Annotated in this window: 11 protein-coding genes; 3 read left to right on the top strand and 8 right to left on the bottom strand. The window is 68.4% G+C overall.

Annotation, left to right across the window (positions count from 1 at the left end; genetic code table 11):
* Positions 1–22: 22 nt before the first annotated feature.
* The 3 genes from wecB to AC1D2H_RS14645 are packed head-to-tail and all read right to left on the bottom strand — an operon-like array spanning position 23 to position 5,055.
* Positions 23–1,138, bottom strand: coding sequence for a non-hydrolyzing UDP-N-acetylglucosamine 2-epimerase (gene wecB, locus AC1D2H_RS14635; RefSeq protein WP_478011456.1), 1,116 nt, complete (start codon positions 1,136–1,138; stop codon positions 23–25).
* 18 nt (positions 1,139–1,156) lie between these two features.
* Entirely contained in the window at positions 1,157–2,833 is a 1,677-nt protein-coding gene (locus AC1D2H_RS14640; RefSeq protein WP_478011457.1) for an asparagine synthetase B family protein, read from the bottom strand.
* A gap of 20 nt (positions 2,834–2,853) precedes the next feature.
* Positions 2,854–5,055 (bottom strand): GNAT family N-acetyltransferase, encoded by a 2,202-nt coding sequence (locus AC1D2H_RS14645; protein WP_478011458.1) that lies wholly within the window; start codon positions 5,053–5,055, stop codon positions 2,854–2,856.
* 307 nt (positions 5,056–5,362) lie between these two features.
* Between AC1D2H_RS14645 and AC1D2H_RS14650 the strand changes: the two genes are divergently transcribed.
* The 3 genes from AC1D2H_RS14650 to AC1D2H_RS14660 are packed head-to-tail and all read left to right on the top strand — an operon-like array spanning position 5,363 to position 8,989.
* Complete coding sequence (locus AC1D2H_RS14650) at positions 5,363–6,451, top strand: NAD-dependent epimerase/dehydratase family protein (protein WP_478011459.1); 1,089 nt, start codon at positions 5,363–5,365, stop codon at positions 6,449–6,451.
* Positions 6,448–7,869, top strand: coding sequence for a GMC oxidoreductase (locus tag AC1D2H_RS14655; protein WP_478011460.1), 1,422 nt, complete (start codon positions 6,448–6,450; stop codon positions 7,867–7,869). The genes AC1D2H_RS14650 and AC1D2H_RS14655 overlap by 4 nt, the downstream gene beginning before the upstream one ends.
* Before the next feature lie 10 nt (positions 7,870–7,879).
* Positions 7,880–8,989, top strand: coding sequence for a glycosyltransferase family 4 protein (locus AC1D2H_RS14660; protein ID WP_478011461.1), 1,110 nt, complete (start codon positions 7,880–7,882; stop codon positions 8,987–8,989).
* Between the two features lie 262 nt (positions 8,990–9,251).
* Here the strand turns inward: AC1D2H_RS14660 and AC1D2H_RS14665 are convergent, their stop codons facing one another.
* The 5 genes from AC1D2H_RS14665 to AC1D2H_RS14685 are packed head-to-tail and all read right to left on the bottom strand — an operon-like array spanning position 9,252 to position 12,882.
* Positions 9,252–10,166: a glycosyltransferase family 2 protein gene (locus AC1D2H_RS14665; protein WP_478011462.1), complete on the bottom strand. Its 915-nt coding sequence runs from the start codon at positions 10,164–10,166 to the stop codon at positions 9,252–9,254.
* A gap of 10 nt (positions 10,167–10,176) precedes the next feature.
* A complete protein-coding gene (locus tag AC1D2H_RS14670) occupies positions 10,177–10,845 on the bottom strand; it encodes a tetratricopeptide repeat protein (protein ID WP_477933852.1) in 669 nt (222 codons plus the stop codon).
* A gap of 35 nt (positions 10,846–10,880) precedes the next feature.
* Positions 10,881–11,828, bottom strand: coding sequence for a hydrolase 1, exosortase A system-associated (locus AC1D2H_RS14675; protein ID WP_478011463.1), 948 nt, complete (start codon positions 11,826–11,828; stop codon positions 10,881–10,883).
* Complete coding sequence (locus AC1D2H_RS14680; RefSeq protein ID WP_478011464.1) at positions 11,825–12,628, bottom strand: hydrolase 2, exosortase A system-associated; 804 nt, start codon at positions 12,626–12,628, stop codon at positions 11,825–11,827. The genes AC1D2H_RS14675 and AC1D2H_RS14680 overlap by 4 nt, the downstream gene beginning before the upstream one ends.
* The gene (locus tag AC1D2H_RS14685; RefSeq protein WP_477933846.1) at positions 12,625–12,882 is read right to left on the bottom strand and encodes an acyl carrier protein; all 258 of its coding nucleotides are present in this window, start codon (positions 12,880–12,882) and stop codon (positions 12,625–12,627) included. Before AC1D2H_RS14685 ends, AC1D2H_RS14680 begins: the two co-directional genes overlap by 4 nt.
* Positions 12,883–12,930: the final 48 nt, after the last annotated feature.

Below are 12,930 nucleotides of genomic sequence, written 5' to 3' on the forward strand. Positions count from 1 at the left end.
AGCCACCGCGCCGGGGAGCGCCTCAGGCGTTCAGACGCGCCGCCAGCGCCTCGACGATGCGCTCCGACGAATGGCCGTCCCAGAGCGCGGGGCGACGCCCGGCCTTGGCACGCCCGCCCAGCGCATCGCGACAGGCTTCGAGCACGCGCGCCGGGTCGGTGCCGGCCAGCACATTGCTGCCCTCGTCCACGGTCACGGGCCGCTCGGTGCTTTCGCGCATCGTCACGCAGGGCACGCCCAGGGCGGTTGTTTCCTCCTGCAGGCCGCCGCTGTCGGTGAGCACGACGACGGCATCCTTCCACAGGTGCAGGAAGGACATATAGGGCTGAGGGCCCAGCACATGCACGTTGGGCGCCAGCGCCACGCCGAGCGCCTCCAGGTTCTTGCGGGTGCGCGGGTGCATCGGGAAGACGACGGGCACCTCGGCGGCCAGTGCATTGACGACGCCGGCTGCGCGCCGCAGATTGGCTTCGCCGTCAACGTTGCTGGGGCGGTGCAGCGTGACCACCGCGTAGCGGCCCAGCTGGCGCTTCAGCGCATCGCTTTCGAGCGTGGTGGTGTCGAAATCCTGCCCCAGCTTGGCGGCCTGGTAGAGCAGGTTGTCCACCATCACATGGCCCACGTCGTGGATGGCGTCCGGGGATTGGCCTTCGCGCAGCAGATGGGCACGGCCGGAAGGCTCCGTCACGAAGAACCAGTCCGTGATGGCATCGGTGACGAGGCGATTGATCTCCTCCGGCATGGCACGGTCACCGCTGCGCAGGCCGGCCTCCACGTGTGCCACCGGCACGCCGGCCTTCTTGGCCACGATGGCGCAGGCCAGCGTCGAGTTCACGTCACCCACGACCAGGCAGCAGGCCGGGCGGTCCTCGGCGACGCAGGCCTCGTAGGCCATCATGATCTTGCCGGATTGCTCGGCATGTGTGCCGCCGCCGCAGTTCAGGCGCACGTCCGGCGTCGGGATGCCGAGTTCCTGGAAGAACACGTCATTCATGTCCTTGTCGAAATGCTGGCCGGTGTGGATCAGTCGCGCCTGCAACCGGCCGTCGGCCGCGATCGCGCGCAGCAGCGGCGCGATCTTCATGAAGTTGGGCCGGGCGCCGGCGATCAGGTGCACGAGGGGGCGAGGATCAGACATGGCGTGTATCCAAAAAAGTTAGGCGGCGATGCGGTAGTCCGGCGCATGGCGTCGCATCCACTGCTCCAGCATCATCAGCGTCCAGACCGTCTCGCCGTAATAGCCGGCATGCTCCTTGAGACGCTCGGTCAACAGGCTTTCGACGAAGTCGGCACGCACGATGCCGCGGGCGGCGATGCCGCGAAGCGACTCAGCAGCCAGCGCGTTCAGCGCGGCGTCCTTCACCGCCCACGGGCCGAAGGGCAGGCCGAAGCCGTGCTTCTTCTTCGTCAGGATCTCGTCGGGCAGGAAGCCGCGCAGCGCCTCCTTGAAGAACCAGCGCAGCTTCATGCCCTTGAGCTTGTAGCTGGTCGGCAGCTTCAGCGAGAAGTCCAGCAGGCGCGTGTCCAGCAGCGGGAAGCCKACGTCGACACCGGCCAGGGCCGTCGTGCCGACGACCTTGGGCAGGTCGTTCTCGGCCAGCGTGTAGCGCCAGTCGAAGGCGAGCATCTGGTTGACGAGGCTGGCTTCGCGCGGGCCGGCGGCCCAGGTGGCACGCTGGTGCTGGCGCGGGCCATCGGTATCGACGGCGGCCAGGAAGGCCGGTGTCAGCATATTGGCCAGGCCCAGGCGATCCAGCAGGTTGTAGCTCTGCATCCGGTCCGGCATCGGCACGCGGGCCTGGCGGATATAGCTCGTGCCCTTCTTCAGCAACGGGATGTTGCCGGTGACGGGGTTCATGAACAGCGGGTTCAGCAGGCCGGCCCGCAGCGGCGACGGGATCTGGCTGTAGACGTGGAAGATGCGCTCCTTGGCATAGCGGGTGTTGCCGCCAAAGAGTTCGTCGCCGCCGTCGCCGGCAAGGATGCGGGTGTAGCCGTCGGCGCGGGCCTTGCTGGCGCAGTAGAAGGCCGGCACGGCCGAGGAATTGCCGAAGGGCTGGTCGTAGTGGGCCGCCACGTCGGGAATGGACTTCACGAGGTCGGCCGGCGTCACGTAGTACTCGTGGTGGTCGGCGCCATAGGCCTTGGCGGCGATGCGCGCGTACTCCATCTCGTCATAGCCTTCGGCTTCGAAGCCGATGGAATAGCTGGCGGGTGGTCGATCGGTCGCTTCACGCAGCAGGCCGCAGACGCTGGAGCTGTCGGTGCCACCGCTCAGGAAGCAGGCGGTCTTGCCATCGGCGCTCAGCCTGTCCTTGACCGATGCCCGCAGGATGCTGCGGAACTCGTCGCGCAGCGTGTCGAAGTCGGGGTTGGCCTGCTCGTTGAAGCGCGCAACCCAGTAGGGCGCGACCGTCAGCTGGCCGTTCTCGAACAGCGCGTAGTGCGCGGGCGGCAGCCGGTGGATGCCGACGTAGATGGTGCGCGGCGACGGGATGCAGTGGTGGAACAGGTAGTTGAAGAGGGCCTGGGTGTCGAGCTCGCGGATGCCGAGCTGGCGGGCCAGGTCATCGGCACGTGTGGCGAAGTGCAGGCGCCCGTCGCGCACCGCATAGCAGAGGCTGTGCACGGCGAAGCGGTCGACCGCGAGATAGGTGCCGCCGCTGGGCAGGCTCATCGCCACCGAGAACTCGCCGCCCACGTCGGCCGCGCAGGCCGTGCCGCGCGCGGCATAGGCCTGGCTCCAGGCAGCCAGGGCGTCGGAGGCCCGGTCGGCAAAGCGAGGCGTGCCGGAGGCGAAGGGCGTGTCGGGCGGCAGGGCTTGGGCGTGCATCTCTTGCTGTCGTGTTGAATTCAGGCGGCCGAATTGTCGTGGGGTGGCGTCGTTTTGGGGCGCAGCCGGCGCCAGGTTTCGCCGACGGCCTGGCGCGCCAGGCCGATGAGGCCGCGCAGCGTCAGCGGGTCGTAGGCGACGAGGCCGAAACGTTCGCGGCGGTGGCTCATCCAGGTCTTCTTGTAGGCGTCGTCGCCGATCAGATAGTCCACCACGGAGACTTTGTCGCGCTCGATGGCCTCTTCGAGCAACAGGGCCGTGACCAGGGTGCCCGGTGCGATGGCCTTGAAGGCCTCGTCGTAGGCGACCTTGTAGATGTGGGCGCGGCCGGCATTGACGATCCAGAGCTGGGCCGCGATGGGTTTGTCGCCGATCCAGGCCAGGCCCAGGCGCAACCAGCCGCGGCGGGCGCACAGGCGGATCAGGCCGGGAATGAATTCGACAAAAGGCTCGGGCACCTTCCAGCTGGCGCCGTAGACCGCCTCGTAGGCGGCGATGCCGCGCTCGGCGTCGGCCTCGTCCCGGATGATCTCCAGGCGGCCGTTTTCCTCGCCCGCCAGGCGTTTGCTCATGCGCTTGATGGTGCTGCGCAGTTGGCCGGTGCGATTCTTCAGATAGGTTTGCCAGTCACCGTCGACCTGCAGATACCAGTTGCCGAACGCGAAATACTCGCGGGGCCTCAGCCCGACCAGGCGCAGCGCGTCCCGCAGCAACCGGAACTCGCGCGTCTGCGGGTCCATCGGCCAGAAGCGATAGGCCGGCGTGCCGCGGTGATCACGCCGCATGGCCAGCATCAACGGCAGCAGGTCCTCGGCTGCGAGGTCGTCCTCCAGGGCCGGCGAATACAGCGTGGTGTAGAAATTCGCCAGCGCGCCGACCTCCGGGCCGGCCTCGCCTTGCTGGGTGCCGATGGGCAGCACTGCCAGCGTGCGGCCGTGGCGCTTCAGCACATAGAAGGCCGCTTGCGGCGTTTCGCGGAAGACGGTGTCGCGCAACAGGCCGAACCAGTCAGCGCCGAATTCGACGTAGTCCTGCTCGCGCCGCAGCAGCAGAGCGATGGCGTCCTCGGGCAGTTCTCGCGGGTGATTGAAGCGCTCGACCGCGGCGCCGCTGCGCTCCACCATGGCGTTGGCGTTGACGTCACGGAGCTGCTTGCGCCGGCCCCAGCCGCGGCTGCCGCGCCTGAGCAGGCTGTACAGGGCCGGCAGGCCGGCGTGGCGGTAGACGCTGACGTGGTTGATCCAGCGCTGCGATGTCGACCAGGCGAGCAGATCGGCCTCGGCATTCGTGTAGAACTCGACGACACCACCCGGCGCACGCGCGAACAGGTCCTCCAGCGTGCGCAGCAACAGAATGCGGCCCGGCGCAAAGCGCTCGAACTGCTCATGGAAGGCCGTCTTCAGCATGACGGCCATGCCGTCGCGCAGCAGCAGCATGCGCGAGGCGAGCAGGTCATCGCCCAACCAGAGTTCGTAGACCAGGGCCTCGCCACGCGCCGCGAACTCGCGCATCACGTCGGCGTAGAAGCGGCCCTGCGGGCTGTCGCTGCTGATGGCGGTGCCTTCGCGGCCCTTCCAGCCGCTGGTCTCCAGCACGGCATAGCGCTCCACGGCCGCCGCCATGGCCTCGGGCTCACCGACGACCACCAGCCGCTCCCCGCCGGGTTCGGACTGCAGCCGGCGCATGTAGCGGCGCATGTTCTGGATCAGCTTGCGCGGTCGCTGAGCCCAGTAGTCGTCGAAGCTGCCCTTCAGGCCCACGCTCATCGTCAGCGCGTGCGGCTGGCTCTGCACGGGCAGCCGGGGCAACTCGCGCAAGTCGCCGAAGCGGGGGTCGTTGCACAGCAGGTCGAGCTCGCTCGCATAGCCAGGCAGCAGCGGGAACAGGCCGCGAAGATCCAACCCGGGCGGGACGAGGCTGGGACCGATCTGGGTCTGCGACGGCATGAAGCTGCACCACACGCCCAGGCCACGCGCCTGCGCGCTCAACAGCAGCATCGCCACCGGCGCGCCACCGACCTCGGCGCGGGCCAGCAGCACGCCGTTCTCGCCGAATTGGCGGATCAGGCCGTCAACGAAGACGCTGTCGAGCATGCCGTGTCCAGCCATCAGGCGCTGGTTGAGGGCATCCCAGGCTGCGCGATAGGCACCCAGGCCCGTCGCGGCATCGAGCGGCTCGCAGCGCCAGGTCGGCGTGTCCGTCACTGGCTGATCGGTTGACATGGACGGGCTTGCGACCACTTCAGGCACGGCCGGACCCCAAGCGTCCAGGCGAGAACGGCAGCGCGGCTTCGGATCCAGATGATGACGGCGATGGTTCGAACATTCGAGCGGATTCACCGGAAAGCTGCCGGGTGCAGGCGTGGTATCCGGCCGTGCTCTGCGGTCGAGCGGGCAGCCAAGGGGCGCGGAAGTGTAGTCCGCGAAGGCGCGGGATAGCCCCGCCAGCCTCCCCGCAGTTGGGCGAAGCGCCGGCGCCGGCAGCTGCCTCGGTCCCCTATGATCGCCGACCGCCGGGGGTGGGGGCATCGTGCCGCCTGAACCCACCTCCCTCTTCTTCCTGATTGCCGGTCTGCAACGAATGAGCCATGCCAACTCGCGCGCGACGCGCTGCCTGATCACGGGCGCTTCGGGCTTCATCGGCAATCGTCTGTGCGAGCGCTTGGACGCCCAGGGCGGGCAGCCCTATGTCGCCATGGCCCGCAGCGCGGCCGGGGCGGCCGCGCTGCGGGCGCAAGGGCGAGCTTCGGTGGCCGCCGATCTGGCCACGCCGGGAGCCGCCGCGCAGGCGCTGGCGGGCTGCGATGCCGTCATCCATCTTGCGCACGGCAATCGCGGCCCGGAAGTGACGCGGCGCCTCGTCGAGGCGGCCGTGGCGCAGAAGGTGGGTCGTTTCGTGCACATCAGCACGATGTCGGTCCATGGCCCGCGGCCCGGCGTCGAAGCGGCGCATGAGGACACCGCGCGCATCGGCCGCTACGACGAGGGCTATTCCGATTCCAAGGCCGAGCAGGAAGAGATCGTCCAGGCTGCCATCGACCGCGGCGACCTCGCGGCCGTCATCCTGCGGCCCACGGTGGTCTATGGCCTGGGCGGTCATTTCGAAGGCCAGGTGCTCGAACAGGCGCGCGCCGGGGAAGTGACGCTGTTCGATGACGGCCGCGGCGTCTGCAATGCGGTGTTTGTCGACGACGTCTGCGATGCGATCACGTCGGCGCTGGTGAGCCCGGCGGCGCTCGGGCAAGCCATGTTCATCAATGCGGACCGCTCCATCACCTGGGGCGAGTTCATCCGTGGTTTCGCCGCCATGGTGGAGCCGTCCCCGCGCTTCGTCAGCCGCTCCGCTGCCGACGCCGAGGCCTGGTGGGCGGCGCACCCGCCGGAACCGGTGGGAGGCTTGCCGACCCGTGTGCTGCGCAAGCTCAAGCGCCTGGCCGGCTGGCGGCCCCCCGTGGCGCCGTGGCCACCGTTGGGCCGAGTGAGGCGTGAAACCTTCCCCATCACCTTTGCCAACGACAAGGCCAAGCGGCTGTTGGACTGGTCGCCGCGTGTCGACTTCGAACAGGGATTGGTGCTGTCCCGCGAATGGCTGCTCGCCAAGGGCCAGCTGCCGCGATGAAACCCCGCGCCGTCATCGTCGGCGCCGGGCTGGGGGGATGCGTGCTCGCGCATGCCCTGCTGGATTCCCACGAGGTGGTGCTCGTCGAGCGGGGTGCCACGGCTGATGACCGGCGCTATCCGGTCGTGGATACCGGCGTTCCCGCCGTCACGGAACCGCATGTCGGCGCGGGCCTCGGCGGCACGACGCAGCTGTGGCACAACGGGCTGATCGAAATCGACGAAGAGATCTTCGCCACCCATTGGCCGTTCCCGAAATCGACGCTTGACGCCTGGTATGAGCAGGCCTTTGCGCTGCTGGCCGGGGTTGGCCTCACACCGGTTCGGGCGGCCATCGCCGAGCTGCGCCGCAAATACCTGGGCCTGGGTCTGCCCGAGGGCTTGCTTCAGGGTTTGTACTATCCACGCTGGCCGCGCAATGTCTGGGACAGCCTGGGCCTGCAAGGCCGGGTCGAGTTGGTGCGCGCCGATGCGGTGGATTTCGAACTGGACGAGACCGGATCGCGCATTGCCCGTCTCAGCGTGATGGAGGGCGGGCAACAACGCCAATTGGCCGCAGACGTGTTCGTGCTGTGTGCCGGTGGGCTCGGGTCACCGGTGTTGCTGCAGAAGCTGGCGGCGCGGACTGCGCTTCCAGCCTTGCGTCATGCTGGGGCGTTTTACGAAGACCATCCCATGGGCTTCGTCGGCGAGGTCGAAGTCACGGTGCCGCTGTACAAGCTCTGGAACTATCGCGTGCCGGGCACGGACGGCAATCTGCGCCTGCCGATGGTGGTCAAGCGCGCCGGACTGCATATCTCCTTCCAGCTGCGCCCCGCGGCCAACTACCACCGCAACAGCCGTCGCGAGCGCGTGGGCACGGTGCTGAACGATCTGCGCCGCAGCCCGTGGAACCCCTTGCACTACGCCAGGCTGTTCGGTCACTGGGACGACATCCTGGACATCCTGTCCTTCAAGTTCGGCATCCATCTGCCGACGCGGCACTACACCCTGCTGCTGTGCGCCCAGATGCCGACGACGGCCGATCTGTCGATCTGGAGCGAACGCGATCCGTCCAGTGGCGGCGAAGTCCGGGTCCGCCGCTGGCAACTGCCCGAGGAATACCTGGGCCAGCTCGAGGCCTCGGTCCAGGATGTGCTGGCCTGGCTGGCGCCGGTGACGCGGCGCTCCCGCGTGTTCAGCGGCTGGCAGCGTGAGCTGCGCTCAGCAGCCCATCATTCAGGCACGGCCCGCCTGTCCACCGATGCTGAAGGCGGCGTCTGCGATGCCGACGCCCGCGTCCACGGCCTGAGCAATCTGCATGTCTGCGATGGCTCGCTGATTCCGGCCAGCGGCATCGCCAATACCGGCCTGACGATCGCCGCCCTGGCCCTGCGCCTGGCAGCCCATCTGCGCCGACCCCTCACCTCAGCTCCCTGAAGACGCCCCCATGAATCTGCATGTGGCGATGTGCGCCCGCACCTTGAACGTCAAGCATCTGCGCGGCACGGGCCGCTATGTGCAGGAGCTGCTGCGCAACACCCGCCCCACGGACGGGCTGCGCTGGACCGCCTATGGACACGACCCGGCGCTGCCGTTCCGCGTCCCCGAAGGGCTGCTGGGCCGCGCCGAAGTGTTCGAGTTCCGCGGCGACCGCTTTCACCTTTGGGAGCAATTGGGGCTGCCGATGAAGCTCAGGCAGGGTGGCATTCAACTGCTGCACTGCGCCGAGAACACCGCGCCCATCTGGCAGCCCGTCCCCACCATCGTGACCATCCACGACACGGTGCCATGGGCGGAAGACACGTCCGGCTTGAACCGCTTCTATCTGCACGACGTGCAGGGCGTGGCGCTGCGGCGCTGTGCGCACCTCATCACCATCAGCGAGTCGTCGCGGCGCGACATCGTCGCGCGCTGGCCCTTCCTGGCGGACCGCCTGACGGTCATCCCGCACGGCATCGCCGACGAGTTCTTCAGCGACGCGCACGCGCCGCTGCCGGCCGCTCTGCAGCAATCGCTGGGTGATGCGCCCTATCTGCTGTACCTCGGTGGCGCGCAGGCACGCAAGCGCTTTGACTGGGCGCTGGAGTTGCTGGCCCGCAGCGGCCGCGACGACCTGCACCTCGTCGGCTGCGGCTTTGGCGCCGGCACGGCGCCGCTGGAGCGCGTGCCGGAGGCCTTGCGCGGGCGTGTGCATTTCGCCCCCTTCCTGGAGGACAGCGAGCTCGTCTCGCTCTACCGCGGCGCGCAGGCGGCCATCTATCCCACGCTCTACGAAGGCTTCGGCTTCCCCGCTGTCGAGGCCCAGGCGGCCGGCACGCCGGTGCTGTTCAGCCCCGTCAGCAGCCTGGTGGATCTCGTCGGCCCGCTCTCCTGGACCAACGAGGCGCAGGACTTCGACGCCTGGCTGGCCTCATTGCGCGAAGTGCTGGCGCTGCCGGCTGCGGCGCGAGCCGAGCGGGCCGCTGCAGCGGCAACCTGGGTACGGGGTTTCTCATGGCGCCGCAGCGTCGAGCGGCATTTCGAGGTCTACCGCGAAGTGGTCGAACGCAACCGCTAGGGCCTGTTAACGCTACGGCAGTAGGCCGCGAAGGCCTTCCGCCAGAGGGCAATCAAGGCGCAGCGCGACGCCCGCATTGATATGCGGGCAAGCGGTGCAACGCCGAGTGGCCCTGGCGGATGGCCTTCCCTTCGGGTTGTGGCCAGAAAGCCCGCGCGCGGCGTTGCGAAGCCWCGCTGGGGGCCTGCCCCAGCTTCGTTTCGCGCCTTGCTCACGGGCTTTCTGGCCACAACGCGACCTGCTGCCGTAGTGTTAACAGGCCCTAGTCTTTCGGAATCCAGCGGCGCACCAGCGACTTGCACGCCTTGGACAAGGTGCTTGCCCGGGAGGGGCCGCTGACGAGCAATTTGCCAAAGGTCTTGAGGCCCAGTCCGAGGTCACCCTTGACGCAGTGGGCGTCGGCGAAATTGGCCCAGCCGCGGTGCTGGAAGGCCTGCAGCGCCTTGTTGTCGATGGGGTTGCCGGCCGGTGCGCTCATGCCGAAGCGCCGGATCAGGTCGGCGCGCATCAGCTCGGTGATGTTGGTCGCTGGCACGCGCTTGGACAGCGACGCCGGGTGCTGCCTATACAGCACGAAGGGCTCGGCGAGGCGCACGAAGCGGTGCTGGGTGCTGGCTCGCACCAGGTATTCCCAATCGTCCGTCTGCTGGTGATCCGTCAGGAAGCCGCCCATGCGGTCCCAGGCGCTGCGCCGCCACAGCACGGAGGAGGGCAGGGCATGGTTGTCGAGAATGAGGCGAGGGTAGATCCAGCCGGACAGCGTCTCGTCGATGCGGCCACTGCGAGGTTCCTGGAAGAAGCCGGGGCGCGGCTCACCATGCCAGACCTCGAAGGCCGTGTAGCAGAAGTCGTGGTCGGGGCGGTCTTGCAGGGCCTGCAGTTGCAGGCGCAGCTTCTCCGGGTGCCACAGGTCGTCGGCATCGAGCAGTGCGACGAATTCCGAATCCGCTTCGGCCATGCCGCGATTGCGAGAGCGCGACATGCCGCGGTTCTCCTGCGAGATGACACGCACGCGCGCGTCGTCCAGGGCGGCGTGTGAGGCGGTAGCGTCCTTGGAGCCGTCGTCGATGACCGTGACCTGGAGGTCGGTGAAGGTCTGCTGCAATGCCGAACGGACAGTGTCGGCGATGAAGGCTTCAGCGTTGTAGGCGGGAACGACGATGTTGACGCGAGGCATGGGGCGGAAGTCAGGGAGAGGTCTGCGAGGCGGCCGATGCGGCTGCTTCGGCGGCAGGCGCCGGATCCGGCTCCTTCCAGCGCCCGACCGAGGTCAGCCGGTCGCGCAGTTCCGTGCGCGTCATGCCCATGGTCATGACGAGATGGGCCTGAGCCAGGGCCTTGTCATAGTCCTTGATGTCGAAATACAGCATGCCCGCATTGAAGTGGGTCAGTGCGCTGTCTCCCGCCTGTGTCACGACGTAGTCGAGGAAACGGCGGGCGTCCTCGATCTTGTTGCGTCGAGTCAGGTAGCTCACGTAGAGCATACGGAACACCAGGTCGTCCGGCACGAAGTTCATGCCGCGCACGAAATAGCACTCGACCGTCATGTCGGCACCCGGCGGTGGGTCCGCCTTCTGCCTTTCGACGAGGCGCTCGATTGAATAGATCGCGCGTGGATGGTTGGGGAAGACGGCCAGCGTGTAGCCGATGTCGCCGCCGAAGGCGCCGGTCGCGCCTTTGGTCAGGGTTTCGACGCCCCTCGTGAAGTGGGCATTCTCGACAAGGAAGCGCTGGGAGGGGTGCGCCGTGCGGTAGTCGAAGGGGCCGTAGAGGTTGTGCGTTTCTCCGCAGCCTTCGGGCGATGGCGCGGGCTTGGCCGCGACGGCCAATGGCAATGTGCAGAGAAGCAGGGCCAACGCAACGCCGAATGCTTTGGCAGGCGAGTGGGGGGTCATCGGGTGGGGTCCGCTAGGCATCGTGTCCTCAACCAATCCAGGCAGATATTGCTTTGGGCATCCTGATCCGCGATCGTCGAGAAGGTGTGATCGGCGGTGGGCATTTCGTGCAGTTCGAGCCTCGGGCCGGCGAGCAGCCCGTCCCATGCCGCAGCGGACTGGGCATGGCCCGTGAACTCCCGGGCAGTGTAGTCATCGCCGCTGAGCACCAGCAGGGCCGGGCCGTCGAAGCCCCGCAGGCCGGCAGCCATGCGGTCCTGGAAGCTGCGCGAGTCCGAGGCTTTGCCGGCCTCGCGAGCCAGGCGCAGATTGCTGCCCAGGGCGCCCAGCGCTTTGGCGCCCACGCCACCCTTGAGCAGCTTGAGCCAGAACTCCTTCTGACGCAGGCGGCGCCAGTAGTAGTGCTTCACATGCGTCTGGGCCAGGGAAGCGGCCGAGCGGACCCAGGGGTTGAGCAGGGCGACGCCGGCGACGCGGGCGTCGCGGGTCGACTCCAGGTAGAGCAGGGCGGCGGAGGCCGCATCGCACAGGCCCCAGAGGGCCACGCGCTTCAGCGTCGGGCGGGCGGCCAACAGGGCGTCAATGGCAGCCTGGATGTCGGCGTCGACCGCAAGGAAGTCGCGCGCCTCGCCGGGGCTGTCGCCCATGCTGCGGTAGTCGAAGCGCAGTACCGCGAAGCCGTTGGCCGCCAGATGACGGGCCAGCAGCGTGAACTGGCGGTGGCTGCCGGCGCGGTATTGCGGGCCGCCGACGATGACGATGACGCCGACTTCGGCCGGCGTGCCTTCTTGTTGGGTTTCAGGCTCGGCCAGGATGCCGACCAGGGGCTGGCCCTCGCAGGTGAAATCGAGCACCGACTCCTTGCCTGCGGCGCGCGGCCGCCCGAAGCCGCTGGCAGCCCCCTCGGGGGGCAGCTCGCTGGGCGAGCGTGGGGGCAGCGTCATGCCAGAGCCTCCACCGTCGCAGCAATCAGGGCCGGCGCGAGTTCGATCTCGGCCGTGGCCCAGAAGCCGGGGCCTTGAACGATGCGCGGGCGCACGGCCCAGCCGGCGTCGCCCCAGGCCTTGATGGCCTGCTCGCTGACCGGCGTCAGTACGGCGTCCTCGCGGGTGCTGAGCTCCAGCCATTCGACGCGGCCCGGTGTGCCGGCGGGGGCCAGCTTGGCGCCCTCCAGTCCGGCGGCCAGCGCAGCACCGAGGCGGTAGCCGGCGATGTCCACCGGTCGGCCGGCGGCCAGCTCGGTCTTCATCGCCTCCATCAGCCCCTTGCTCGCGCCGCTGGCCATCTCAGCCGCCAACTTGAGGCGCAGGAACTGCTGCAGCGCCAGCTTGCCGCTGGTCATCGGCTGCCAGAAAAGGTAGTTGACCGGCCGTGCCCAATCGGAGGCGGTCAGCAGGCAGCCGGCGCGCAGGCCCCAGAGCCACAAGGGCGCATCGGGCGCATGCTTGTCCAGGCATTCCAGCCCCAGGCGCACGTCGGCCTGCCAGTCGGCCCAACCGGCGTCGCCGAAATCAGCGGAAGAGTCGCCGCAGCCGCGCAGGTCGATCTGCAGCACCGCGTGACCCGCTTCGGCCAGCGCGCGGCAGGCCAGCGCCGCCATGCGGCGCGACTTGTTCATCTCTTCTGCAAACGGGTGCAGGTAGAGGATCTTGCTGCGCGGAGCGCCGGCCGGCGCATGGAAGAGGCAAAGCCGCTGCTCGCCGCTGGCGGCGGGCAGGAAGAAGACTTGCGGGTGAGGGATCAACCCAGGCGGGCGGCGACAAAGTCCGCCAGCGAACCCACGGTGGCGAAGGTGTCGCCGTCGATGTCGTCGTCGTCGACCACCAGGCCGAGCTGTTCTTCCAGCCCGGTGATGAGGCTGACGACGGCCATGGAATCCAGCTCGGGCAGGGCGCCGAGCAGGGCGGTGTCACGGGTGAAGGTCTGGGCGCGGCCGTTCAGGCTCAGCACATCGTCGAGAAGCCTCAGCACGTGGCCGAGTACCTGATCCTTGTCCATTGGGGCGTCCAACCTAAAAAGCAGCCGCGCAGTTTAGCCGGCTGCCCC

Source organism: Roseateles sp. P1_C1_2, from assembly GCF_056406535.1.